Genomic DNA, 24,951 nt, shown 5'->3' with positions numbered 1-24,951 from the left:
CTGAGAGTCTGATTCAAAACTATCTGAGCATTATTAATCCCTTGCGAGATGGCGTGTGACGCGTCGAATGTGGGCGATTGTGATCCACGCCTCTGCGCTGGCGATGGATTTCTCCCAATCCTTTGACAGGCGGCGGCATCGGCCCAGCCAGGCAAGGGTGCGCTCGACCACCCATCGGTGTGGCAGAACCTCGAACCCGTCGGCGGTGTCGGAGCGTTTGACGATCTGGACGCTCCAACGTCCGATGGCTTTCAGCGCATCGCGCAGTTTGGGTCCTGCATAACCGCCATCCGCAAAGACATGGCGCAGCATGGGGTAGCGCGATGCAACGGCTCTCAACAAATCCGGCGCGCCGTCACGATCCTGAATCCCGGCGCTGTGGACCTCAAGCCCGACGAGCAATCCGGTCGTGTCAGTGACGATATGGCGCTTGCGCCCCTTGATCCGCTTTCCGGCATCATATCCGCTAACCCCACCGCTTTCCGTGGTTTTTATGCTCTGGCTATCGATAATCCCCGCCGTCGGCTGGGCTTTGCGGCCCTCCGCCAGCCGCGCGGCTTCAACCAGCTTGCAGTTCATCTCATCGAGAAAACCGTCATTGCGCCAAGCATAGAAATAGCCCCGCACCGTCGAAACCGGCGGAAAGTCATTCGGCAGCATCCGCCACTGGCACCCGGTCGTCGCCATGTAGAGGATCGCGTCGAACACGTCGCGCAAGCTTGTCGTGCGGGGTCTGCCCGTGATCTTGGGTGCGGGCATGAAAGGCGCGATCAGTGCCCATTCGGGGTCTGTCAGATCGCTTGCGTATTTGCCACCCGCTCGGGCATGCTGGCGGCGAGTGAGTTCGGTCCAGGCCATCGTGATCTCCGTTCAGCTTTGCAACCGAACAGAAGCACAACCTGCTGAACTCACTCAATTAGTTTCAAATCGGGCTCTGAGGCAGTTGCACACGGTCCTCGTCCCGCGCCTTGGCGCCGTCACCCTTGACGAGTTCGAGCATTGTGGTCCGCTGGAACGGGTCGATGCCGCGGGCGCGCAGGAGGCGGACGGCGTCGAAATCCGAGGTGGGGGCGAGCCCGTGCTTTTGCGCCACGCGCCGGGCCATGCGCAATTCCCGCCCCGTGAGCCCCTCGCGGCGGATGTCGTCGATGCTGGTGCCGGGCGCCTCAGCGCGAGTCTGGTCGATCTGGCCGTCGCGGGGCGGTTCGGGTTTCTGACCCGCCAGTTGGCCCGGCGCATGTCCTGCCTGCGCCTCGGGTGTCGGCTGTGCCTCGGCGGCGTTGCCGTAGCTCCCGGCGGCGGGGGCGGTGGATGCGCTCCGACGGATGCGGAACTTGCTAACCTTGGGTTTCGTAGTCATAAAGCTCTTTTGCCTCTTCCAAGGTGTCGAACATGTAAAGCTTGCCGCCCGTTAGAACGGCGGCGGAACTGGCGAATTTCTCGAGCACGCGCGGATCGTGCGAGACGATGATGATCGTGGTGGTGCGCAGCCTTTCTTGCAGGATTTGGCCGGCCTTGCGATTGAATTCGACATCGGTGGTGCCGGGCATACCCTCGTCGATGAGATACATGTCGAAATCAAGCGCCAGCATGAGCGCAAAGCTGAACCGCGCGCGCATCCCCGAGGAATAGGTGCCGAGCGGCTGGTCGAAATACTCGCCCAACCCGCACAGCCAGCGGCAATAGGCTTCGACGTAATCGGGATCGATGCCGTAGAGTTGGGCGATGTAGCGGGCGTTTTCCTTGGCCGACAGGCGCGAGACCACCCCGCCCATGAAGCCCAGCGGGAACGAGATGCGGCAGCCGCGCCGGATCACGCCTTCGTCGGGTTTTTCCAGCCCTGCCATCATGTTGATGACGGTCGTCTTGCCGGTGCCGTTGGGCGCGAGGATGCCAAGGCTGCGCCCGATCTCGACGCGAAACGATACCTTCTCCAGGATCACCTTGTGCTGTGTTCCCGTCCAGAAGGACTTGGAGACGTTTTCGAACTCGAGCATCAGAGCGCCCCGTTTATCGCCCGCACCTTGCCTGTGGCCTTGGTCAGTTTGGCCATGCGGGTCGTGTCATTATTCCTGATCTGCGGACAATATTCCATTCGATCAGGGCAATAATATGCTCCTGCGCACCAGAATTGCGACCATTGAGGGGCGGGCGTGGCAGCCGGGTGACGCAAAGTGGCATTCCGTGTGGCAGGGCACCGGAGCCGATTGCCCGCCGCGCGCCGCTGGGCTAGGGACAGGCAAGAGAAGGCCCGAACGGGGGACACCATGAGCCGGATTTGCCATATCGAGTTGGATGACGCCAACCTGCCGCCGCCCACGCCCGAGATCGAGCAGGAACGCAAGGTGGCGATGTATGACCTCATCGAGGAAAACAGCTTTGCCCTGCCGGTGCGCGATGACCGGGTCGTGCCCGATGGTCCCTATCGCGTAGGGCTCGCGATCCGTGAAAAGCGGCTGGTCTTCGACATCCGCACCAAGGATGGTGAACCGGCGGCCGAGTTTCACCTGTCGCTGTCGCCGTTCCGGCAGGTGGTCAAGGATTACTGGGCCATCTGCGAGAGCTATTTCGACGCGGTCAAGAACATGCCCCCCTCCCAGATCGAAACCATCGACATGGCGCGGCGCGGCATCCACAACGAGGGGGCGCGCGTGCTGGCCGAACGGCTGGAGGGCAAGGCGGAGGTCGATTCCGACACCGCGCGCCGCCTCTTTACGCTCATCTGTGTGTTGCATCACGGAGGCTGAGCGGATGCCAGCGCCCTTGCCGCAATCGGTGCTGTTCTGCTGCGATCACAACGCCGTGCGCTCGCCGATGGCCGAGGGCATCATGAAGAAATTCTACGGCACCGAGACCTACGTGCAATCGGCGGGTGTCAAGAGCGACATGGATATCGACGGTTTCGCGATCGCCGTGTGCCGCGAGATCGGGGTCGAGCTGGAACGCCACCGCACGCGCAGCTTTGACGAGATGGAGCAGTGGGGCGACGATCTGTCGTCCTTCGATCTCATCGTCGCGCTGAGCCCGGCAAGCCAGCGCCGCGCGCTCGATCTCACACGGTTTTTTCACCTCGATGTCGTTTACTGGCCGATCATGGACCCAACCGGGCTTGCGCAAACCCGCGAGGCGCGGCTCGAAGCGTATCGCAAGACCCGCGACCAGATCGTCGGCCACCTGACCGAGCGATGGGGGCCGCCCGACGAGGAGGAGACCGCATGAGCGAAACCGTGCGCGCCTATTTCGAGGCTTTCAACCACGGCGACGTCGAGGGAATGCTCGCCTGCCTGAGCGACGACGTGCGCCATTTCGTGAACGAGGGGCAGGTACGCACCGGCAAGGATGCCTTTCGCGCCTTTTGCGACCACATGAGCCGCTGCTACCGCGAGGAATTGACCGACATGGTCATCTTCGAGGCCGAAGACGGGACGCGGGCGGCGGCCGAATACATCGTCAACGGCACCTATCTGGCAACGGACGAAGGCCTGCCCGAGGCGCGGGGGCAGACCTACCGGCTGCCTGCCGGTTCGTTCTTTTCGCTCAAGGACGGGCACATCACGCGGGTGGTGACCTATTACAACCTCGCCGACTGGATGCGGCAGGTCTCGGCATGATCCGGGTGGCGCGGCTCACGGGCGCGGCGCTGGCCGAGGCGCTGCCCGGGGTGGCGCGGCTGCGGATCGAGGTATTTCGCGCCTTTCCCTATCTCTATGACGGTGATCTCGCCTACGAGGAAAGCTATCTTCAGGTCTATCGCGACAGCGACGACGCGATCCTCGTGGGGGCCTGGGATGGCGATCGGCTGGTGGGCGCGGCGACCGGCACCCCGATGGAGGACCACGCCGATGATTTCGGCGCGGCTCTGGCGGGCTGTGGCGTGCCGCTCACGCAGATATTCTACTGCGCCGAGAGCGTTCTGTTGCCCGAGTATCGCGGGCAGGGGGTCGGGCACCGTTTCTTTGACGCGCGCGAGGCGCATGCCCGCACCCTTGGCCGGACGCATTGCGCGTTCTGCGGGGTGGTGCGCCCGGTGGATCATCCCCTGCGCCCCGAGGGCTATCGCCCGCTCGACGCCTTTTGGCGCAAGCGTGGCTATGCGCCGGTCACGGGGGCGGTGGCGAAGTTCCGTTGGAAGGATATCGACCGGACGACCGAGACCGACCACGATCTGCAATTCTGGATGCGGGCGCTGTGATCGCTCCCGCCATCCCCGCGAAAGCGGGGAACTCTTCGGGTCGAGCGCGGGCGTCGGGAGGCTCTCGGGCCAGGTTCGAGGATCACGGGGCGCGCATCGGTAGCGGGAAAAGGCCTACCATTTTTAGTTGAATGATGAATACCCATCCGTCTAGTCTTTCGACGAAGTTGGAGGGATCACGGATGGAACGTCCTAACTATCTCGCGCAGGGGGAGGTCGCGCGGCTATTTCCTGTTCTCGCGACCACTTCAAAAGAGGGGCGGACGACGTCAATCTTTTTAGCCTGCATTTCCAAGGTGGAGGAATTCGGAGCGGAACTCCTGACCACTGTCGGGCAGCGTGTTGGCAAGCGGTCAAGGCTTGAGACGTTCACGGAGATTGTTTTCAGGAACGAGAAAACCAAGGTCAAGGACCGTCCCGATGGGCTGATCGTTGTTCAAAACGGCTCCAAGGAATGGCGCGCGTTGGTTGAAGCCAAAATCGGAAATGCCGAACTTGGCTTCGAGCAAGTTGAGAAATATCGCGAGATTGCAAAGGAACAGGGTATAGATTGCGTCATCACGATTTCTAATCAATTCGCTACGACGCCATCCAATCATCCCTTGGAGGAAGTGCGCAAAAGCCGCTCGAAGATACCGGTTTACCATTGGTCATGGATGTCTGTTTTGACCATCATCGACCTGTTGTTGAACAAGGAAGGTGTGGCGGACGAAGATCAAGAACTTCTCTTGAACGAATTGCGTCGGTTTCTGACCCATGAAAGCGCAGGCGTTAAGGGATTTGACCGCATGCCGCCTGAATGGAGCGAGATAAATCGCCTTGTATCGGCGGGCGGAAAGATTCCTGCGAAGTCAAATGAAGCCATCGTGGTGCTCGATGCGTGGCATCAGGAAACACGCGATCTTTCCCTCATTCTAAGCAGACAAACCGAGACACTGGTTGAGGAAAAGCTGCCCAAAAAGCATCGCAACGATCCGCTTGAACGACGAAAGGGTGAATTGAGCGCGCTCAGGGACACCTGTCAACTCAAGACAACGCTACGCATACCGGATGCTGCCGCACCACTTGAAGTCGTTGCCGATATTGCGCGGCGAACAATCGACATTGGCATGACTTTGAGAGCGCCTGAAGATCGCGTTTCGTCAAAGGCACGGGTCAATTGGCTGTTGAGGCAACTTAAGTCCGAGAAGACAGATGAGCTATTTGTAAGGTTGAGTTGGCCTGGGCGGAGTGAGTCGACGCAATTTTCTGTTGCGGAGTTAATGGCCGATCCCGGTATTTGCGAAAAGGAAAAAGCAGGGCTTCAGGTCCTAAAGTTTCACGTCTTTATGGCGCGTCGGCTTGGTGGAAAGTTTACACAGCAGACAAATTTCATAAAGGAGTTGGAGGATGTGGTGCCATTGTTCTACCGAGAGATCGGCCAGAATCTTTCTGAATGGCGCAAGCCCGCGCCACGTATCAAGCCAGACCGTCCGTCCTCCTCAGATGTAAGCGTTGCAGCCTTGCAGGAGGACGCAGAGGAAAGCCCGGAAGAGTAGGCGCGACCACGCTGTGCGGATGCTCACGTCGCTTCGAATTGCCCCCTCCATGCCACGGTTTCGCTGGAATACGGCCCTGTGTCGGTGCTACACCTTGTCTTGCCCGGGGGGGCATCGGATAGGAGCACGCGCGATGGTGCGTCTTTTTGCATGGGCCCTCGGGGTTTGCCTTGTCGTGACGGGGGCTGCGCAGGCGGAGGGCCGCTATCGCGTCGGCTATGGCCTTGTATTCACCAATGACATTATCGGCGACGGGCATGATCGCTGGCGCAGCGGGTCTGTCGCGTCGAGCCGCGTTTACGCGCCGGGCTGGAACGGAACGGCGCCCGCACGGCTGGGCGAGATGCTGGAGCTTCGCTTCAATGGCGAGATCATCGCGCCCGACAATGTGTCGACCCCGGCGCCGGGGGATCGCCCCTTTGCCGGGGCGCTGAGCCTCGGGCTGCACAGCCACGTTGCGCGCGCAGGTATGGAATACGCGGTGGGCGCGGATCTCGTGGTGACCGGTTCACAGACAGGGCTGGACGATTTCCAGGGCTTTCTTCACGACATCGTGGGCGGCGACGATCTGTCCGCAGGCGTGCGGCGCAACCAGGTGAGCGATGGGTTTCACCCCACCGCCGTGGTCGAGGCGGGGCGCAGCTTCGATCTGGGGGCCGTGCGGCTGCGGCCCTTTGCCGAGGCGCGGGTCGGGATCGAGACACTGGTACGCGCAGGGGCCGACATCACCATCGGCAGCCTCACTCGGGGCGAGCTGCTGGTGCGCGAGCCTGTGACCGGCCAGCGCTACCGGGTGGTGCGCGAGGATGCGCCCGGCTATGCCTTCATCCTCGGGGCCGATATCGCCCATGTCGAGGACAGCGAATTGCTGCCGTCGCGCAGCGGCGTTCAGGTCGAGGAGACGCGCACGCGGGTGCGCGGCGGGGTCCACTGGGAAGGGCAGGGCGGCGGCGCGGTCTTCTACGGCGTGACCTGGCTCGGCGAGGAATTCGAGGGGCAGCGCGAGGGACAGGTGGTTGGATCGCTGCAATTTCGGCTGCGTTTCTAAAAATTTGCAAACCCGGGTTTGCAGGGCGAATCGGATTTGCTACTGTCGAGCCAATAAAAAAAGACGAGAGGCAGGTATCAGGCATGGGAACGGGCTTTCGTGGCACGTTCGTCATCTCCTGGTCGCAAACGGAACTGGATGGTCAGCGCGCATTACCGCCGCAGGCCATGTCTGTCGGGATGACATGGTCCTGGCAGGGCGAGGCGGTCCGCGTGGACGGCGCGCCCAACGTGTTGCGACTGGACATGGCGCAGGGTGAGGTCGTGCAGCGCAGGCGCGCGGCTCGGATGGTGCGGCGGCTGGTCGGCGCGGCGATCAGCGGGCGGCGCGACCTGGAGCGCATCGAGGTAGACGATCCGATGAGCGACCTGGGCTTCGTGGTCACCGACGGGCTGCGCAGTTACACGGTCACGGTGATCGAGGTCGAGGGTAGCGCGCAGCCCCTGCTGATGTTTCTCGACGAGTTCCCGCCGCAGCGCACAGAGATGTGGGTGGTGCATCATTCGCTTGACGGCATGCAGGGCGCGGCGACAAGCCCGGCATCGGGCGGCGTGATCTGTTTCACCCCCGGCACAAGGATCGCGACACCCGAGGGCCCGCGACTGGTCGAGGACCTGCGCGAGGGCGACCGGGTGCAGACCCGTGACAGCGGCGTGCAGGATATCCGCTGGGTCGGAAGCCGCCGCATGACGGGGGCGCGGCTCTTCGCGATGCCACGGCTGCGCCCGGTGCGGGTGCGCGCGGGCGCGCTGGGAAGCGACGTGCCCGACGCCACGCTGCTGGTGAGTCCCGAGCATCGCATGCTGGTGCGCGGCGAGGTGGCGCGGTCGCTGTTCAACACGCCCGAGGTGCTGGTGATGGCGCGCGATCTCATCAACAACGACAGCGTTGCCGTCGACCTGGCATCGCGCGAGGTGACCTATATCCACCTGCTCCTGCCCGGGCACGAGATCATCTGGGCCAACGGCGTGGAGACCGAGAGCTTTCACCCTGCGAGCGCAGCGCTCTCGACGCTCACCGAGGCGGATCGTGCGCGGCTGCTGGCGCTCGACCCAAATCTGGGGCAGGAGCCGCATCTTTATGGCGGGTACGCGCGGCGCTGCCTTAGTCCGTCGGAGGCGGCGATCCTGCGGCACGAGGCGGCCTGAAGGGGCTGGCGGCGCCCGGAAGCGGGGGCCGCTGCCACCGGGATATTTGCGGGATATTTGCGGCCAGGAGAAGCCTCGTGCGGGCGGCCTCTTGATAGCGGGGCGGCGGCGCTGTATCTGCGAGGCATGACCCGGGTGTTCGACATGGATGATCGCGCGCGCCTGCCTTGGCGCTTCTTTGGTGCGCAGCACTCTGTGCTGGCGCGTCTCTGACGGCGCGCGCCCTGCTTTTCATCCGACCGCAGCCATCAGCAACGGGAGAGGACCCATGTCCCCCAAGACACTCTATGACAAGATCTGGGATGCCCATCTGGCCCACGAGGCCGACGACGGCACCTGTCTTCTGTATATCGACCGCCACCTCGTCCACGAGGTCACCAGCCCGCAGGCCTTCGAAGGGCTGCGCATGGCGGGGCGCGCCGTGCGTGCGCCGGAAAAGACCATTGCCGTGCCCGATCACAACGTGCCCACCACGCCTGACCGGGTGAAGGGGATCGAGAACCTCGAGAGCCGCATCCAGGTGGAGGCGCTGGACAAGAACGCACAGGATTTCGGCATCAACTATTACCCGGTGAACGATATCCGCCAGGGCATCGTGCATATCGTCGGACCCGAGCAGGGCTGGACCCTGCCGGGCATGACCGTGGTCTGCGGCGACAGCCACACCGCCACGCACGGCGCCTTCGGCGCGCTGGCGCATGGCATCGGCACCAGCGAGGTGGAGCACGTACTGGCCACTCAGACGCTGATCCAGCGCAAGGGCAAGAACATGAAGGTGGAGATCACCGGCAAGCTCTCGCCCGGTGTGACCGCCAAGGACATCACCCTGTCGGTGATCGGCGCCACCGGCACCGCGGGCGGCACCGGCCACGTGATCGAGTATTGCGGCGAGGCCATTCGCGCGCTGTCGATGGAAGGCCGCATGACCGTGTGCAACATGGCGATCGAAGGCGGGGCGCGTGCGGGCCTGATAGCGCCGGACGAGGTGACCTTTGAGTATATCAAGGGCCGCCCCCACACGCCCAAGGGCGCGCAGTGGGAAATGGCGATGGAGTGGTGGAAGACGCTCTATTCCGACGATGATGCCCATTGGGACAAGGTCGTGACGCTGAAGGGCGAGGAGATCACGCCGGTCGTCACATGGGGCACAAGCCCCGAGGATGTGTTGCCGATCACCGCCGAGGTGCCCGATCCGTCGAGCTTCACCGGCGGCAAGGTCGACGCGGCGAAACGCGCGCTCGACTACATGGGGCTGAAGCCGGGGCAGAAGCTGAGCGAGGTCGAGATCGACACCGTGTTCATCGGCTCCTGCACGAATGGCCGCATCGAAGACCTGCGCGCCGCTGCCGAAATCCTCAAGGGCAAGAAGATCAAGGAGGGCCTGCGCGCCATGATCGTGCCGGGCTCGGGGCTTGTGCGGGCACAGGCCGAGGAAGAGGGCCTGGCCGATATCTTCAAGGAGGCAGGGTTCGAATGGCGGCTTGCGGGCTGTTCCATGTGCCTCGCCATGAACCCCGATCAGCTCAGCCCCGGCGAGCGCTGCGCGGCCACGTCCAACCGCAATTTCGAAGGCCGCCAGGGCCGCGGCGGGCGCACCCACCTGATGAGCCCCGCCATGGCGGCGGCGGCGGCGGTGACCGGTCGGCTGACCGATGTTCGGGAGATGATGTGATGGAAAAATTCGAAAAACTCAGCGGCATCGCCGCGCCGCTGCCGCTGATCAATGTCGATACCGACATGATCATCCCCAAGCAGTTCCTGAAAACGATCAAGCGCTCGGGGCTGGGCGTCAATCTCTTCGACGAGATGCGCTATGACGATGACGGCAATGAAATCCCCGATTTCGTGCTCAACAAGCCGCAATATCGCGACGCGCAGATCCTCGTTGCGGGTGACAATTTCGGCTGCGGGTCGAGCCGCGAGCACGCGCCCTGGGCGATCAAGGATTTCGGCATCCGCTGCATCATCGCGCCCTCCTATGCGGATATCTTCTACAGCAACTGCTTCAAGAACGGCATCCTGCCCATCGCCCTGCCGCAGGAACAGGTCGATGTGCTGATGACAGAGGCCGAGAAGGGCGCCAATGCCCGCATCGAGGTGGACCTCGAGGCGCAGACCGTCTCGACCTCCGATGGCGAGGTATTTTCCTTCGAGGTGGACGCGTTCAAGAAGCATTGCCTGCTCGAAGGGCTCGACGATATCGGGCTGACGCTGGAAAAATCCGCCGCGATCGATGCCTTCGAGGCCCGCGCCACGCAGGCGCGCCCCTGGGTCTGATGCGGCTAACGGGTTCCACCCCGCCGCGCGGCGGGGTGGATCGCGGTGCGTGGTGGTCGCGCCGCTGCGGACCACAACATGGTGTAATCGACGGGAATCGCGCCAGAATTTTCTGATGCATTGATGTATTCCTGCACCAGTCCTGCCACGAAATTGCCCCATGTTTTTTGTTGGCTGCCCCCGTGCCTTGCGGCATTAGAGGAAACGCGGCAAGAATAGGGCAGCAATGAGGCAGCCCGCCACATTTGGTGGGATCAAAACGACACAAGGGCGCGGCAACGTATCGCGACCGGTCGGGATGAAGGGGAAAGAGCGGTGGTCTCTCAGACACCTGGCGCATTGGCGCGGGCACTCCTGATGGCCATGCTGGTGGCGACGCCGGCGTTGTTGATTCCGTTCACGCATCGGGGGACCGCGCAGATTGTGCTCGTGCTGGCGCTCCTCGCCGCGGTCTTTACGGCGATGGAATACAATTCGCGCTATCCCGGCATGCTCGAATTCCGCTTTGCCCCGCCCTATAACCGGCTGCGCTTCTTCACGCTTGGCGCGATCCTGGTCGCGCTGTCGATCATGTTGCGCGGCCAGGTGGTGCCCTCCGCCGTTTCGGGCAGCCTGAACGGCGCGGCGGCGCGTCTGGCGGATATCCTCGATTTTCCGTTCTCGCCCGTCCGGCTGGTGGTGGTGCTCTTGCCGGGGGAGGCCGATGCGGGGCTGTCTGGAATGCTGCGCCGGGCCTCGGCGCTGGCCTATGCGCTGTCGATCGGCATGGTGCTGGTCTTTGTCGTCTTCGTGCGGTTTCTTGGCTGGCCCACGCGCAGCGGGCCGTTCAACGTGTGGATCAACCTGCCGCTGTTTGATCCGACGGGCGGCGGCGATGTCCTCTACCGGCTGCGCCGTGACGCGGTGCTCAACCTCGTGCTGGGGCTCTTGCTGCCCTTTGCCATTCCTGCCATCGTCAGGATTGCTGCGGCGGTGATCGGCCCGGTCTCGCTGGCCGATCCGCAAACACTGATCTGGACGGTGAGCGCATGGGCCTTTCTGCCGGCAAGCCTGTTGATGCGGGGCATCGCCATGCAGCGGATCGCGGCAATGATCGAGGACAAGCGCCGCCGCTCCTACGCCGCCGCGCAATCGCCCGTCGACGAGGGCCGCGTGCTTCAGGGCGTGTGAACGCGCGCCTTGTGCTGCTGGTGGCGCTTTTCGTGGCCGCCCTCACTGCCGGGGCCGGGGCCGGGACATTGCGGCTCGCGACCTGGCACCTCGAGCTTGACCGCGATGGGCCGGGGCTGTTGCTGCGCGACCTGCGGCGCGGCGGCGATCCGCGCATCAAGGCCATCGCCGGGCTGATCTCGGCGGTGGCGCCGGACGTTCTGGTCGTGCAGGGGGTCGACTATGACCACGGCCTGCGCGCGCTTTCGGCGCTGCGCGACCGGATCGCCGAGGATGGCCCCTACTATCCCCACCTCTTCGCGCTCAGGCCCAATACCGGCTGGCCCACGGGGCTCGATATGGATGGCGATGGGCGGCGCGGGGGGCCGCGGGATGCGCAAGGATATGGCACGTTTTCGGGACAGGGCGGCATGGCGATCCTGTCGCGCTATCCGCTGGACCGCGAGGGTGCGCGCGACTTTTCGGCGATGCTGTGGCGGGATCTGCCGGGCGCGCTGCTACCTCGCTGGCCCGACGGGCGGCCGTTTCCGTCGCAGGAGGCGCAGGCCGTGCAGCGGCTGTCGTCGGTGGGGCACTGGGTGGTGCCGCTGCGGCTGCCCTCGGGGTCTGTCTCGCTCATGACGTATCACGCCACCACGCCGGTCTTCGACGGCGAGGAGGATCGCAACGGGCGACGCAACCACGACGAAATCCGTTTCTGGCAACGCTATCTGGACGGCGCGTTCGGCGATCCGCCGGCGCGTCGCTTCGTCCTGATCGGCGACGCCAACCTCGATCCGAACGCGGGCGAGGGGCGGCGCGGAGCGATCCGCGCGCTGCTCGCCGATCCGCGCCTGCGCGATCCGCTGCCGGGGCGCGCCACCGTGGCGTGGGATGAGACCGGCCCGCTACGGGTGAGCTATATCCTGCCCTCCGCCGATCTGGCGGTGGCGGATGCGGGCATCCACTGGCCGCCCGAGGATGCGCCGGACCGGGCAGAGGCAGAGGCAGCGGGGCCGCACCGGCTCATATGGGTCGATCTCACGCTCGACTGAGTGGGCTTTCTTGACCCCGTCCACCCCTGCCTATAGGCCATCCACGCAACGAGACATTTCAAAGGACAGACCGCCATGAGCACCCCTTCGCTTCTCATCCTGCCCGGCGACGGCATCGGCCCCGAGGTGATGGCCGAAGTGCGCCGCATCATCGACTGGTTCGGGACGAGGCGCGGCATCGCCTTCGACGTGAGCGAAGACCTGGTGGGCGGCTGCGCCTATGACGTGCACGGGGTGCCGCTGGCGGATGCGACGATGGAAAAGGCGCAGGCGGTCGATGCGGTGCTGCTGGGGGCCGTGGGCGGGCCGAAATACGACAGCCTCGATTTCAGCGTGAAGCCCGAGCGTGGCCTTCTGCGGCTGCGCAAGGAAATGGACCTCTTCGCCAACCTGCGGCCCGCGCAATGCTTTGACGCGCTGGCGGACTTCTCGTCGCTGAAGAAGGATGTCGTTGCCGGCCTCGACATCATGATCGTGCGAGAGCTGACCTCTGGCGTCTATTTCGGTGAACCGCGCGGCATCCACAAGGAGGGCAACGAGCGCGTTGGCATCAATACGCAGCGCTACACCGAGTCCGAGATCGCCCGCGTGGCCCGCTCGGCGTTCGAGCTTGCCCGCAAGCGCGACAACAGGGTCTGCTCGATGGAAAAGGCGAACGTGATGGAATCGGGCGTGCTCTGGCGCGAGGTGGTGCAGGAGGTGCACGACGCCGAATACCCGGATGTGGAACTCAGCCACATGTATGCCGACGCGGGCGCGATGCAGCTCACCCGCTGGCCCAAGCAGTTCGACGTGATCGTGACCGACAACCTCTTCGGCGACCTGCTGTCGGACCTCGCCGCGATGCTCACCGGCTCTTTGGGCATGCTGCCCTCGGCCTCGCTCGGCCTGCCGATGGAGAACGGCCGGCCCAAGGCGCTCTACGAACCGGTGCATGGCAGCGCGCCGGATATCGCGGGGCAGGGCAAGGCCAACCCGATCGCCTGTATCCTGAGCTTCGCCATGGCGCTGCGCTATTCCTTCGACATGGGCGACGAGGCGGCGCGCGTCGAGCGGGCTGTGGAAAAGGTGCTTGCCGACGGTCTGCGTACCGCCGACCTGATGGGCCCCGAGGGCGGCACGCCGGTCAGCACCTCGGGTATGGGCGACGCCGTGCTCGCGGCGCTCGACGAAAGCCTCTGACGTGGGCGCGGGGGCGCATTTCGGCCTTGCCAAAGCCCCGGCCCTCGTCTATCCCGCCCGCCACGGTCGGAGTGTAGCTCAGCCTGGTAGAGCACTGTCTTCGGGAGGCAGGGGCCGGAGGTTCGAATCCTCTCACTCCGACCAATTGTTTCAATGACTTAGATGGCCTCCGCAAATGTGCTTACTGCTACGGTAAGCACATAGTAAGCACGGTGGGGGCAAATCCGGGTCATTTCGGGTCGAATCTGACCCTTTCGGCTACCGGCTCAGAAGCTTCGGCATGATCGCTGTCATGGCTGAAACGGCTTCTCTTCATCGTCTGTCTCCTCAGTTGGAGAGCAGGCTAACCTCAAATCGAGGACTTTTCAGGGGAGCAGGTCATTTGAAATGCCGAGTTGCTTCGCTCTTTCCCGCAACCTCTGTGACAATATCTCCATAGGAACGATATGTTCCGTGGAGGCACAATCTGGCCACGTACGTTAGTCATGGCGAAAGAACGATTTGTAGTCAAGCGAGGTGGCGCAGTCGGATCAGTGCCCCGCGCTTTCAGTCAATCAAATTGCATCGTTCGAAACGTCAGCGACACACGACGCGACCGCAGGTGTTTTTCGCCGTCGATCAGATCGCTTTTTCGCGCGGGTATGGCGTGGGTCCATTCATGTCGCGCTTCTCCCGAGATGGTCAGAAGGCTGAGTGGCTGGAGAGCCAGATCAACCGTTCGGGAACTTGGATGATGCTCAAAACGCATCACGCAGGCCGACCCGAGGCTCAGGATTGCGATTGTTTCGCCAAAGCAAGGGCGGCAGTCGATATGTGCTGAGATGCCTTGTCCGGGCAGATACTCGTTGACGATGACTTGATCCGGCAGTTTCGAGAATACGCCTTCGCGGGCCAACCGTTTTGCTAACCTTTCCAAAAAGGCAGGCAAGGTGCCGATGCGGTCTTCACTCCGCGCCTGCCTCGCCTTGTAGTCATACCTGTAGCCGTAGTGCTGAACGCGCCGTTTCAGATCGGCAAGCCACGCAGACGCATCGACAGCGGCGAGCAGCCCATCGGCATCGCTCCCCGTGATGTAGTCTTCGCGGTAGGTCAGGCCGTCCGGAAGCTCGGGCGACGGATCAGCCGGAAAAAGCGAAAGTTGCGAAGGAGCCGTGGTCATCTATCGCGCTATCCTCGTCTGCGGTGTTTTGGTGTGTGTATGCGCGTGTCCTGATCGCAGCCTGGGCAGCCGACTACAACACCGAACGCCCGCACTCGGCTTTGGACTACCAGACCCCGGCTGACTATGCGCGGACGCTAACCAACGCAATCGCCCGCCCCGCTGCGCGAGATGAAAGCTCCGCGCGTCGGGCGATTGCTCAACCCGCGCCGATCGGCGTAAATACCAACCGGACTCCGGTCGCGGCTGGATGAAAGACCAGTGGCAGGTCACTGGATCTGAGGGTCGCATCCGCGGGTGACCCGCTTTCAAACCTCGACGGCAGAAGTGGCGTCTTTCAAGTCCGACTTCTTCAGTAACCTTCTAAGCATCTAAAACTCCTTAGTAAAATATTGTTGCAAAAAATTCGTTTCTGCATAACGATCGTTTCAGGCTCAAATGCGAGTCTGAAAATCAAATGAGCAAAGAGGCTCTTCAACTGCGGTCGTGAACCGCGTTGAGGGGCCTTTTTTTTGTTGCCGAATGAACCGGCCGCTCGGATCCAACAGAGGAGAAGTCAGTATGAAACGTCGCGATTTTCTGAGCAGTGTGGGAGCTGTGGGGACAGCCGGCGCGCTGTCGGCTCCGGCCTTGCTTACGACGATTGGCCGCGCAACTGCACAGGGCAACGATATTCCAGTGGGCTTGCTGTTCTCACTGACTGGTGCCGTGGCCGTGGTCGAAAGCACCCTTCACGATGCCGCCTTGATGGCGATCGAGGAGATCAATGCGGCAGGTGGTGTGCATGGTCGCCAACTGCGGCCCATCATCGAGGATCCGGCGTCTGATCCGGCCACCTACGCTGACCGGGCGCGTCGTCTGATGATCCGCGACAAATGCGTGAGCGTCTTCGGCTCCTACACGTCGGCAAGCCGCCAGGCGGTGCTCCCGGTTACAGAGCAGCGCAGCAATCTCTACTGGTATCCGACGCTCTATGAAGGCCGCGAATGCTCGCGCAACGTGATGTATGGTGGTGCCGTGCCGAACCAGCAGCAGGACGAATTGATCCCGTGGGCGATCGAGAACTTCGGGCCGCGCTTCTACATGATCGGCAACAACTACGTCTATCCGAAAGAGGAAAACAACTATTGCAAGACCCTGCTGGCCAAGCACGGTGGTGAAGTGGTGCACGAGGAATACGTGCCACTGGGGCACTCGGACTTCAGCTCGGTGATCAACCGCATACGCGCAGAAGAGCCGGATGTGATCTTTGCGACCGTCGTCGGAGACTCCGACGTTGCTTTTGCCCGGCAATACCATGCGGCAGAGCTTGATCCGGCCAGAATGCCGGTCGTGAGCCTCACGCGTTCCGAGGTCGAGGTGAAGGCTATCGGTGGCGAGGCCGCGGCCGGCCACTTTTCGTCCGCTCCCTACTTCATGGGCACCCAAACACCGGAAAACGAGCGGTTCGTCGAATCCTACAAGTCACGCTATGGCGCGGACCAGGTCACGCACTTCGTCAGCGAAGCGGCTTACTTCCAAGTGTATCAGTTCAAAGCTGCACTGGAGAAGCTGGACCCGGCGAACATCACCCCGGAGACGATCCGTGATGCCGCCGTAGGCCTGACACTCACCGCGCCGCAGGGCGAGGTGCTGATCGACGAGAACCTCCACACGCATCTCTGGCCCAAGATCGGTCAGTGGCAGTCGAATGGTCAGGCCGAAGTTCTGCTTCAATCGCAAGAGCGCGTCGCGCCCCTGCCATATGCTGCCTACGAGGGGCAGACATGCACCGGCGAGGGCCTGGTGCGGGCCTGACGCCCAAGCACAAAAATCCGACAAAAACCGGACTGCCCGGCTCCGACACAGGAGCCGGGTCAACTGGAAGGGTGTATCGATGGACGTCATATTGAACCAGATGTTCGCCGGTCTCAGCATGGCCTCGATCCTGCTGATGATCGCCTTGGGGCTGGCTATCATTTATGGCGCGATGGGCGTCATCAATCTTGCTCATGGTGAGTTTGTCATGCTCGGCGCCTATGCCGCGTGGGCACTACAGACCTATGCAGGGTTCAGCATCATCGTGGCCCTGCCATTCGTCTTCGTGGCGGTGGGCGCGGTCGGCTGGATCATCGAGCGGGTTATCGTTCAGCGGCTCTACCACCGCCCGTTGGATACGATCCTTGCGACGTGGGGCATTGGGATCATCCTGCAACAGGTGGTGCGATTGTCCGTTGGCGCGGAATCGCGCTTCGTGAAAGGCCCGGAACTTCTCAGTGGCAACATTGAGATCGGCGGGCTCGTGATGTCGAACTACCGCATATTCGTGATCGTGTTTTCTCTGGCCGTTCTGGCCGCGTCATGGGCACTCATGACGCGCACCGAATTTGGCATGAAACTTCGTGCCGTCATTCAGAACCGGCAGATATCCGAATGCTATGGCATAGAAGCAAAGCATATCTATTCGGTCACGTTTGCCTATGGTGCGGGCCTTGCCGGAATAGCCGGTGCACTAATCACGCCTCTCTTCAGCACCATTCCCACCATGGGAACGGGCCTTGTCGTCGATGCGTTCCTCGTCGTGATCGTTGGTGGGCTTGGCAGCTTGCTGGGTGCCGCCAGCGCGGCGGTGCTGATCGGTGAGGCGACGGCGCTCTTTTCGATGCTGTTCAATGACACCCTTGGTCGTATCGCAGTGCTGGCCGGAATCATCGTTCTGATCAGGTTCCGTCCGCGCGGTCTCTTCCCTTCAAACACGCGCCGCTGAGGAGAACAACATGACGACGAGATTATTCTACGACCTTGTGGCGTTGGTGATATTTGCACTGGTGATCGTGCTGGGAGTGCCCGCACTGATGGGTTTCGACGGGTTCGAGCTCAACACGTTTGCCCGGTATCTCGCGCTTGGAATCGCGTCTCTTGCGCTGGCGCTATCGTGGGGTGGCGCCGGACTGCTCAATCTTGGCCAGGCGGCGACGTTCGGCATGGGCTCTTATGCCATGGCCATGCATCTCAAACTCAAGGCGAGTGGCGACGGGCTTCCCGACTTCATGGGTTGGAACAATGTCCCAGAGCTTCCGCTGATCTGGGTCCCCTTTCACTCACTCGGCTTTACCCTGTTGGCCGGGCTCCTGGTGCCGGCATTCGTAGGCGGACTGATCGCAATGTTCATGTTCCGCGCGCGAATTGCCGGCGTCTTTGTCGCGATCATCACCTTGGCTTTTCTCGTGGCCTTCCAATTGGTTGTGATCGAGGAACAGGGCATCACTGGCGGTCAAAATGGCCTGACGGGACTGGCCCCGCTCAATGTGCTGGGCTGGAGCGTCGATACCTATGGCGTCGGCTTCTACTATCTGGTCGCAGGCTGTCTGGTCACAGCGATCACAATCGGGCTCTACCTCACGCACAGCAAGTTCGGGCTGATCCTGCGTGCGATACGCGAGGATGCTGACCGAACCCGGTTCCTGGGCTACAACGTGGCCAATTACCAGACAGTCATCTTCTGTATCTCGGCGGCGCTCGCGGGCTGGGCGGGCATGCTTTACACGCTGGTGCTGGAATTCGCGTCCCCGACTTACATGAGCGTCTCGTTCAGCTTGGCCATCGTGATCTGGTGTGCCGTCGGCGGACGGGACTCCGTTCTCGCTGCTGCGATCGGTGCAATCTTGGTGAATCTCCTCGAAGGGCGTCTGTCGGACATCTTTGTCGAAGGATGGAACCTGATGCTCGGCGTTATCTTCGTTTTCGTGGTGATGTTCATGCCGCGCGGCCTGAACGGGTTGGTTGGGGATGCATGGCGGTTCATCGGCGGTCGACTCCAGAAAGAACGAACCATTTCGACGAGGCCGCATTTGCAGCCCGAACCGGTCAAGTCCGGACAGGAGAACTGATCATGTCTCAACTGCAGGTAAACGATTTGCATGTCGATTTCGGCGGGCTAAGGGCAGTTGATGGTCTCAGCTTCAGCGTGGCCGAAGGCGAAATCCTCTGTCTTCTCGGTCCGAATGGCGCGGGCAAGTCGACCACACTCGACCTCATCTGCGGGAAGACTCAACCAACCGGCGGCTCGATCCGCTTCGAGGGAACCGAAATCTCGCAATTGCTGGAATTCCGGCGCGCGCGTTTGGGTATCGGACGCAAGTTTCAGGTGCCGTCCGTCTACAAGGAATTGACGGTGGCCGAAAACCTGTCGGTGGCCCGCTCGCGCCGCCCCGGCATATTGCACGCGCTCACGCGCTTTGCCCTGTCGGACGGGCACGCCGCGGCACCGATCCTCGAGCGCATCGGGCTCGAGGCCAAGGCCAATGAGTTGGCCGGCAACCTGTCGCATGGTGAAACACAATGGCTCGAAATCGCCATGCTCATCGCGCAGGACAGCCGCCTGATCCTGATGGATGAACCCACCGCCGGAATGACCATCGAGGAAACCGGGCGCACAGCCGAGATATTCCGATCTCTCAGTGAGTCGCACACGCTTATCGTTGTCGAGCATGACATGTCGTTTGTCCGCACCGTCGCGGATCGCATCGTCGTCATGAACCGCGGATCGATGTTGGCCGAGGGCACGATTGAAGAGATCGAGACCAACGAAGACGTCAAAACAGCGTATCTGGGGCATTGATCATGGAAACCATGCGAGCAAAGGACCTTTACTCCTTCTATGGCAAGAGCCCGGTTATCCAGGGTGTCTCCTTCGATCTGAACTCAGGCGAGTTTCTCGCAATTCTGGGCCGTAACGGTGTCGGCAAGACCACATTGCTCAAATCGATCATGGGTCTCACCCATCGCTGCGATGGCGGGCTTGTGTTCGGAGAGAACGACTTGCTCGGCCTCAGCACGTCGCAACGGGCGCAATTAGGTATTGCCTACATTCCGCAGGGTCGTGAGATCATCCCGAGCTTCACGGTGCGGGAGAATATCCTGATGGGCACGTTCGCTCGCCCCGACGGCAGGCGCGACATTCCCGATTATCTCTTTGAAATGTTCCCGATCCTCGACGAGTTCATCGGTCGCAAAGGCGGAGACCTGTCCGGCGGACAGCAGCAGCAACTGGCAATCGCGCGGGCGCTCGCTATGGATCCCAAGATCCTCATTCTCGACGAGCCGACCGAAGGCATCCAGCCCAACATCGTCAAACAGATCGAAGAAGCCATCATTCGACTGAACAAGGACCGCGGTCTCGGCATCATCCTCGTGGAGCAAAACGTGCCGTTCGCGCGCCGCGCCTCCGACCGCTTTCTGGTGCTCGACAAGGGCCGCGTGGTCCTGAGCGGGCACAGCACGGATCTCACCGACTCCGTCGTGGAGAAGCACCTGACCTTCTGAGGGTCGGGCAAGCAGCAACGAAGCACCTGAAGGAAAGGACAAGACATGAGACACGGTGACATCTCCAGCAGCGACAACACGGTTGGCGTTGCGGTCGTCAACTACAAGATGCCCCGGATGCATACCAAGGCCGAAGTTCTGGAAAACGCACAGAACATCGCTGACATGGTCGTCGGTATGAAGCAGGGGCTTCCCGGGATGGATCTGGTGATCTTCCCCGAATACAGCACTCAAGGGATCATGTATGATCCTGACGAGATGATGGAGACGGCGGCCACGATTCCTGGTGAGGAAACCGAAATCTTTGCTGCCGCCTGCCGCAAGGCCAACACATGGGGCGTCTTTTCAATCACCGGCGAACGCCACGAAGAGCACCCCAAGAAGACGCCCTACAACACTCTCATCCTCATGAACAACAAGGGTGAGATTGTGCAGAAATATCGCAAGGTTCTGCCATGGAACCCGATCGAGGGCTGGTATCCGGGCAGTGAAACCTTTGTCTGCGAAGGACCCAAGGGCATCAAGGTCAGCTTGATCATCTGTGATGATGGAAACTATCCCGAGATCTGGCGGGACTGTGCCATGAAAGGGGCCGAGCTGATCGTTCGGTGCCAAGGCTACATGTATCCCGCGAAAGAGCAGCAGGTGATCATGGCCAAGGCGATGGCCTGGGCGAACAACAGCTACGTGGCTGTTTCGAATGCCGCCGGATTCGATGGTGTCTATTCCTACTTCGGACATTCGGCAATCATTGGCTTCGATGGTCGCACGCTGGGCGAATGCGGTGAAGAAGATATGGGAATTCAATACGCGCAGCTGTCGATTCCCGAGATCCGCGACGCTCGTGCCAACGATCAGTCGCAGAACCACCTCTTCAAGCTGCTTCACCGCGGATACACCGGCGTCCATGCTTCGGGCGACGGCGACAAGGGCGTGGCAGAATGCCCGTTCGAGTTCTACCGCAACTGGGTGAACGATGCGGAAAAAACCCGCGAGCATGTCGAGTCCCTGACCCGCTCGACCATTGGCGTGGCCTGCTGCCCGGTTGGCAGCCTGCCCACCGGCGCGAAAGAGAAAGAAGCGGATTGACCCTGCGCGGTCCGACCTTTGGGAACGGCGCCACGTTGCGCCGTTCCTCTCCCCTTGAGCCGATGGAGCGACGATGCCGTTTCTGACCGACCGACTGCATGATACCGCACGCCAGCAGAAGCTCGGTGCTGCCTTGGCGGACGAGAATGCGCGGATGACCGTGGCCGAAGGCGTCAGGAAGCCCGAGACCGGTTTGATTTCCCGTTTCACATTCGACCTCGGCCTGGTCGAGGCGGAATTGCGGGCCGCCATCATCGGTCAGGACGAAAGCATCAAAGAGCTGCTCGATATCCTCAAGGTGGTCCGGGCCGATATCGGCGATCCCCGTAAGCCTCTGGCGACCGTCCTGTTCTGCGGTCCGACCGGCGTGGGCAAGACGGAAACCGTGCGAACGCTCGCGCGCGCACTCTACGGTGATGCCGATGCGTTCTGTCGCATCGATATGAACACGCTCGCCCAGGAGCATTACGCGGCGGCCCTTACGGGCGCGCCTCCAGGCTATGTCGGGTCCAAGGAGGGTACTACCATTCTCGATCAGGAAATGATCGAAGGCACCCGCAATCTTCCGGGGCTTGTGCTGTTCGATGAATTGGAAAAGGCCAGCAACGAGGTCGTTCTGGCGCTCATGAACGTTTTTGACAACGGTCTGCTGACCGTGGCGTCGGGTGAAAAAACATATTCCTTCAGGAATGCCCTGGTCTTCATGTCCTCCAATCTCGGGGCACGCGAATTGATGGCTTTGGACGAACGCGGCGGAGGGATACTGAGAAGGTTGCGTTCATTCGGGAAAAGCCGACGCGCGCAGGCACATGACATCGTCATGAAATGTCTCCTTGAGAGATTTCCACCGGAACTGGTCAACCGGATCGATCATGTCGATACCTTCAACTGGATTTCCCGCGACAAGGTTCCGGCGCTTGTCGATGTCGAGTTGGCAAGACTCAACCGCCGCCTTCGCAAACATGATCTTTCTCTTGGCATCAGCACAACGTTGAGGGATTTTCTTTCTGTCGAAGGCTATGATAAACGGTTTGGCGCGCGCGGCTTGCGGCGGGCGATGCGTCGGCATCTGGAGTTCCCACTGGCCGGCTTTCTTCTGGACAGGCCTGTTCCGTCTATCGGTGGATCGAAACAAATGACAACACATATCCTCGCCGACCGAAAAGATGGGACGGTGCAATTTGAATACTCCTGAACAGAGGTGCCACTTCGTGACAAGGAATGGAAGCTGGAAGATTGGACTGCTCTTTTCAACATCGGGTGTGACCTCGATAATAGAGCAGTCGCAGCTCAATGGGGCATTGCTTGCGATTGACGAAATAAATGCAATGGGTGGTATTAAAGGGTCGCCTCTCGAGCCGGTGAGCTATGATCCGGGTTCGATCGTGCCGCGTTATGGTGAGTTGGCCGAGCGTCTGATCATCGAAGACAAGGTAAACGTCATCTTTGGCTGTTACATGTCCTCTTCGCGCAAAGAGGTTCTACCCGTGGTCGAGAGGCGTAATGCGCTCTTCTTTTATCCGACCCTGTACGAGGGGTTCGAATATTCCCCGAACGTGATCTACGGCGGTGCATGTCCCAACCAGAACAGCGTGCCGCTCGCAAACTACCTGATGAGCGCCTTCGGCAAGCGCATATTCTTCGTGGGCTCTGACTATATCTACCCGTATGAATCCAATCGCGTCATGCGCAATGTGCTGCGGCAAGGAGGCGGCGAGGTGGTTGGCGAACGCTATTTTGACCTGGAGACCTGTTCCGATGGCTTCGATGACGTGATCAAGGACATAATGGATGTCCGCCCAGATGCGATCTTTTCCACCATCGTCGGACAATCGTGCATCGAGTTCTACCGCTCCTACCACGCAGCTGGCGGTGATGGTCGTATCTGTCCCATCGCCAGCCTCACGACGAACGAAGGTGAGATCAACGCGATCGGCGCACGCGCATCGGTGGGTCATATCACCGCTGCTCCTTACTTTCGGTCGATTAGTTCTGTTGCGAACCGCCGTTTCCTGAAAGCCTATGAGCAGAAGTTTGGTTCGACTATTGATGTTACGAGTTGCTGCGAAGCGGCTTACAGTCAGGTCCATCTTTTTGCGACGGCCTTGGAGGAGACAGGAGAAATGGATACAGACTGTCTGCGCGAGGCGTTGCTCGGTGCCTCCTTCGACGCGCCGCAGGGCCAAATCAAGATTGACCCGGACAACAACCACACATACCTCCAGTCGCGTATCGCAACGGTCAATGAGGATGGTGAATTCGTGATTGATCTCAAGGTTCGGCGCGCAATAAAGCCCGACCCTTATCTTGTCTTCCCGGCAATACATGACTGGAGCTTCCACACCCAGAAGGTGTCCGCAGGCGGCGGGCGAGGTGGCGGACGTCATGCATGACCTGATCCGCGACCTGCGAGATCAGAATGTCCTGCTGATCCACCCACGAGACCGGAGTGCGGATGAGCTTCTGCAACAGGTGAACCGGATCGGGTGCGGGTTTGATCACATGTGGCCTGTGCCAAGAGACCTGCCAGATAAATTTGACATGGTCCTCGTTGACGTGACCGATCAATCGGCGACCAAGCTGAAGGGCTTTCTGGAAAAGCGCGAAAAACCCGTGACGATCATTGCGATTATCGGGTATGAAAACCCCTCGGTTTTGAATGTCATTCTCGAGATCGGCGCGCATGCCGTCCTCATGAAACCGGTCCGCGCAGCGGGTGTTCTCAGTAGTATGCTCATGGCTCGGCGTTATCAGTCCGAACAGGAACGTTTCTCCAAGGACATGGCGAAGCTCCGGGAAAAACTGGATAATGTGCAAAAGGTAAATGACGCAAAGTTCATTCTGATGAGACATCGCGGGATTGCCGAGCGCGAGGCTTATGATATCATTCGCAAGCAGGCAATGACTAAGCGGACTACAACAACCGAAATAGCACAATCAATTATTAATGCTGAAAGTATTCTCAGCAACCTAGGCGATAGTTAAGTGTTCCATCCCACGGTTTGATGGTGCGATCCTTTCGCAGGCATGGAAGGAAGCATGATGGGACAAGTTCGTCACGGGAGCGCCACGACCACGCACGCCGTCAGAGCTGCGATACCGCGATCGCAAGCTTTGCTCTCGGAGTTGAGCCGAGAGTGGCGCGGAGCGCGACGTGGGCGGCGCCCCCTCTTTCCATAGCGGCGTTCAGGGGGCGTCGGCGATCTCGCCGGTGAGGGTGAAGAGCCGCTTCGGTCCGCCCGCTGGCTCGATCTTGAGCGCACCGACGCCGCGCTTGCCCGCGAACTGCCCGGTGCCGCTCACCAATTCCCAAAATCCGTTATCGTGCAACACTGGTTTCTCCACGCCTTTCATGAACACCGCGCGCACGGTGAACTTGACGATCGCCACGTCACCGTTCGTCGCTGTGAAGCGCAGGTAACCCTGGGGGTCGCCTGCGTTGGGCGGGTTGATGTCGTGCCAGCCGAACTCCGTTACATCGGCTCCGGCGAGCACGCCCTCACCTTCCGATACGCCCTCGCGGCGCACGGCGAGCACGAAATGCTTGCTGCCGTCGCCCATCTCGAAGCGCATCTGCTCTTGCGGATCTAGAACGGTCGTCACCGAGACCGGCGCGGCCAGTGCGGTGCCGGCCAGAAGCGCGAGGCTGGTCGCCGTGGCGGTGAAAATTCTGGTCAATCGCATGTCGGATCACTCCTGTTGAAAATAGCGCGACCCCGCCGGGGCCGTTCCCAGAAGGCGGGCTTGCGCGCCGAATCTCAACCGCAAACAGCGGATCGGCTCGTCACATTTGCGTGTGTGAATGTATTG

The 24,951-nt window shown here is 61.3% G+C and carries 26 protein-coding genes, 1 tRNA gene and 2 pseudogenes; 24 read left to right on the top strand and 5 right to left on the bottom strand.

Translation table 11 applies throughout. From position 1 onward, the window contains the following. Positions 1 to 33: 33 nt before the first annotated feature. From CRJ03_RS01980 to CRJ03_RS01970, 3 genes are all read right to left on the bottom strand, one after another. Positions 34 to 858 carry an IS5 family transposase gene (locus CRJ03_RS01980; RefSeq protein WP_104017135.1) on the bottom strand — a complete coding sequence of 275 codons (825 nt, stop codon included), beginning with the start codon at positions 856 to 858 and terminating at the stop codon, positions 34 to 36. Positions 859 to 922: 64 nt separating this feature from the next. Continuing rightward, positions 923 to 1,360: a hypothetical protein gene (locus tag CRJ03_RS20060; protein ID WP_206018277.1), complete on the bottom strand. Its 438-nt coding sequence runs from the start codon at positions 1,358 to 1,360 to the stop codon at positions 923 to 925. Further along, positions 1,338 to 1,997: an ABC transporter ATP-binding protein gene (locus CRJ03_RS01970; protein WP_104017240.1), complete on the bottom strand. Its 660-nt coding sequence runs from the start codon at positions 1,995 to 1,997 to the stop codon at positions 1,338 to 1,340. The genes CRJ03_RS20060 and CRJ03_RS01970 overlap by 23 nt, the downstream gene beginning before the upstream one ends. Before the next feature lie 270 nt (positions 1,998 to 2,267). On the opposite strand from CRJ03_RS01970, the gene CRJ03_RS01965 reads away from it, so the two are divergent. The 13 genes from CRJ03_RS01965 (at position 2,268) to CRJ03_RS01900 (ending at position 13,733) form a co-directional block, all read left to right on the top strand. Further along, on the top strand, positions 2,268 to 2,747 hold the full coding sequence (locus CRJ03_RS01965; protein ID WP_104017239.1) for a UPF0262 family protein: 480 nt from the start codon (positions 2,268 to 2,270) through the stop codon (positions 2,745 to 2,747). Positions 2,748 to 2,751: 4 nt separating this feature from the next. Then, positions 2,752 to 3,219 (top strand): arsenate-mycothiol transferase ArsC, encoded by a 468-nt coding sequence (locus CRJ03_RS01960; protein ID WP_104017238.1) that lies wholly within the window; start codon positions 2,752 to 2,754, stop codon positions 3,217 to 3,219. Beyond that, positions 3,216 to 3,611, top strand: a complete 396-nt coding sequence (locus CRJ03_RS01955) for a ketosteroid isomerase-related protein (protein ID WP_104017237.1) — start codon at positions 3,216 to 3,218, stop codon at positions 3,609 to 3,611. The genes CRJ03_RS01960 and CRJ03_RS01955 overlap by 4 nt, the downstream gene beginning before the upstream one ends. Next, positions 3,608 to 4,192 carry a GNAT family N-acetyltransferase gene (locus tag CRJ03_RS01950; RefSeq protein WP_104017236.1) on the top strand — a complete coding sequence of 195 codons (585 nt, stop codon included), beginning with the start codon at positions 3,608 to 3,610 and terminating at the stop codon, positions 4,190 to 4,192. The genes CRJ03_RS01955 and CRJ03_RS01950 overlap by 4 nt, the downstream gene beginning before the upstream one ends. A gap of 182 nt (positions 4,193 to 4,374) precedes the next feature. Then, entirely contained in the window at positions 4,375 to 5,730 is a 1,356-nt protein-coding gene (locus tag CRJ03_RS01945; protein ID WP_104017235.1) for a hypothetical protein, read from the top strand. A gap of 133 nt (positions 5,731 to 5,863) precedes the next feature. Further along, positions 5,864 to 6,778, top strand: a complete 915-nt coding sequence (locus CRJ03_RS01940) for a lipid A-modifier LpxR family protein (protein ID WP_104017234.1) — start codon at positions 5,864 to 5,866, stop codon at positions 6,776 to 6,778. Positions 6,779 to 6,861: 83 nt separating this feature from the next. Then, on the top strand, positions 6,862 to 7,926 hold the full coding sequence (locus CRJ03_RS01935) for a Hint domain-containing protein (RefSeq protein WP_104017233.1): 1,065 nt from the start codon (positions 6,862 to 6,864) through the stop codon (positions 7,924 to 7,926). Between the two features lie 268 nt (positions 7,927 to 8,194). Then, positions 8,195 to 9,598: a 3-isopropylmalate dehydratase large subunit gene (gene leuC, locus CRJ03_RS01925; protein WP_104017231.1), complete on the top strand. Its 1,404-nt coding sequence runs from the start codon at positions 8,195 to 8,197 to the stop codon at positions 9,596 to 9,598. Next, positions 9,598 to 10,203, top strand: a complete 606-nt coding sequence (gene leuD, locus CRJ03_RS01920) for a 3-isopropylmalate dehydratase small subunit (protein ID WP_104017230.1) — start codon at positions 9,598 to 9,600, stop codon at positions 10,201 to 10,203. Before leuC ends, leuD begins: the two co-directional genes overlap by 1 nt. 315 nt (positions 10,204 to 10,518) lie before the next feature. Continuing rightward, complete coding sequence (locus CRJ03_RS01915) at positions 10,519 to 11,373, top strand: hypothetical protein (RefSeq protein ID WP_240611528.1); 855 nt, start codon at positions 10,519 to 10,521, stop codon at positions 11,371 to 11,373. Then, on the top strand, positions 11,370 to 12,407 hold the full coding sequence (locus tag CRJ03_RS01910) for an endonuclease/exonuclease/phosphatase family protein (RefSeq protein WP_240611527.1): 1,038 nt from the start codon (positions 11,370 to 11,372) through the stop codon (positions 12,405 to 12,407). Before CRJ03_RS01915 ends, CRJ03_RS01910 begins: the two co-directional genes overlap by 4 nt. A 75-nt stretch (positions 12,408 to 12,482) precedes the next feature. After that, positions 12,483 to 13,589 carry a 3-isopropylmalate dehydrogenase gene (leuB, locus tag CRJ03_RS01905; RefSeq protein ID WP_104017228.1) on the top strand — a complete coding sequence of 369 codons (1,107 nt, stop codon included), beginning with the start codon at positions 12,483 to 12,485 and terminating at the stop codon, positions 13,587 to 13,589. A gap of 67 nt (positions 13,590 to 13,656) precedes the next feature. Beyond that, positions 13,657 to 13,733, top strand: a tRNA-Pro gene (locus CRJ03_RS01900). A gap of 406 nt (positions 13,734 to 14,139) precedes the next feature. Here the strand turns inward: CRJ03_RS01900 and CRJ03_RS01895 are convergent. Then, on the bottom strand, positions 14,140 to 14,748 hold the full coding sequence (locus CRJ03_RS01895) for an alpha-ketoglutarate-dependent dioxygenase AlkB (protein WP_104017227.1): 609 nt from the start codon (positions 14,746 to 14,748) through the stop codon (positions 14,140 to 14,142). Positions 14,749 to 14,786: 38 nt separating this feature from the next. Here CRJ03_RS01895 and CRJ03_RS01890 point away from each other — a divergent pair. The 11 genes and pseudogenes from CRJ03_RS01890 to CRJ03_RS20640 form a co-directional block, all read left to right on the top strand. Continuing rightward, a pseudogene (locus CRJ03_RS01890) lies at positions 14,787 to 15,002 on the top strand (integrase core domain-containing protein); the annotation flags it as partial. Positions 15,003 to 15,309: 307 nt separating this feature from the next. Further along, positions 15,310 to 16,545, top strand: a complete 1,236-nt coding sequence (locus CRJ03_RS01885) for a transporter substrate-binding domain-containing protein (protein WP_104017226.1) — start codon at positions 15,310 to 15,312, stop codon at positions 16,543 to 16,545. A 79-nt stretch (positions 16,546 to 16,624) separates the two neighbouring features. Continuing rightward, the gene (urtB, locus tag CRJ03_RS01880; RefSeq protein WP_104017225.1) at positions 16,625 to 17,494 is read left to right on the top strand and encodes an urea ABC transporter permease subunit UrtB; all 870 of its coding nucleotides are present in this window, start codon (positions 16,625 to 16,627) and stop codon (positions 17,492 to 17,494) included. Positions 17,495 to 17,504: 10 nt separating this feature from the next. Then, positions 17,505 to 18,617, top strand: coding sequence for an urea ABC transporter permease subunit UrtC (gene urtC, locus CRJ03_RS01875; protein ID WP_104017224.1), 1,113 nt, complete (start codon positions 17,505 to 17,507; stop codon positions 18,615 to 18,617). After that, the gene (locus tag CRJ03_RS01870) at positions 18,521 to 19,348 is read left to right on the top strand and encodes an ABC transporter ATP-binding protein (protein WP_240611526.1); all 828 of its coding nucleotides are present in this window, start codon (positions 18,521 to 18,523) and stop codon (positions 19,346 to 19,348) included. Before urtC ends, CRJ03_RS01870 begins: the two co-directional genes overlap by 97 nt. A 2-nt stretch (positions 19,349 to 19,350) precedes the next feature. Further along, on the top strand, positions 19,351 to 20,052 hold the full coding sequence (gene urtE, locus CRJ03_RS01865; RefSeq protein ID WP_104017222.1) for an urea ABC transporter ATP-binding subunit UrtE: 702 nt from the start codon (positions 19,351 to 19,353) through the stop codon (positions 20,050 to 20,052). 45 nt (positions 20,053 to 20,097) lie between these two features. After that, positions 20,098 to 21,141, top strand: coding sequence for an aliphatic amidase (locus CRJ03_RS01860; protein ID WP_104017221.1), 1,044 nt, complete (start codon positions 20,098 to 20,100; stop codon positions 21,139 to 21,141). Between the two features lie 73 nt (positions 21,142 to 21,214). Continuing rightward, positions 21,215 to 22,336 carry an AAA family ATPase gene (locus CRJ03_RS01855; protein WP_104017220.1) on the top strand — a complete coding sequence of 374 codons (1,122 nt, stop codon included), beginning with the start codon at positions 21,215 to 21,217 and terminating at the stop codon, positions 22,334 to 22,336. Positions 22,337 to 22,352: 16 nt separating this feature from the next. Then, complete coding sequence (locus tag CRJ03_RS01850; RefSeq protein ID WP_104017219.1) at positions 22,353 to 23,534, top strand: transporter substrate-binding domain-containing protein; 1,182 nt, start codon at positions 22,353 to 22,355, stop codon at positions 23,532 to 23,534. Beyond that, positions 23,527 to 24,126, top strand: coding sequence for an ANTAR domain-containing response regulator (locus tag CRJ03_RS01845; RefSeq protein ID WP_240611525.1), 600 nt, complete (start codon positions 23,527 to 23,529; stop codon positions 24,124 to 24,126). The genes CRJ03_RS01850 and CRJ03_RS01845 overlap by 8 nt, the downstream gene beginning before the upstream one ends. Before the next feature lie 57 nt (positions 24,127 to 24,183). After that, positions 24,184 to 24,279: pseudogene (locus CRJ03_RS20640) on the top strand (IS481 family transposase); the annotation flags it as partial. Between the two features lie 48 nt (positions 24,280 to 24,327). Here CRJ03_RS20640 and CRJ03_RS01835 read toward each other — a convergent pair. Then, positions 24,328 to 24,825, bottom strand: a complete 498-nt coding sequence (locus CRJ03_RS01835) for a hypothetical protein (protein WP_206018276.1) — start codon at positions 24,823 to 24,825, stop codon at positions 24,328 to 24,330. Positions 24,826 to 24,951 lie beyond the last annotated feature (126 nt).

This window comes from Roseovarius nitratireducens, from assembly GCF_002925845.1.
Taxonomy (GTDB): Bacteria; Pseudomonadota; Alphaproteobacteria; order Rhodobacterales; family Rhodobacteraceae; genus Roseovarius; species Roseovarius nitratireducens.
This window is presented reverse-complemented; position numbering and strand designations above follow the sequence as displayed.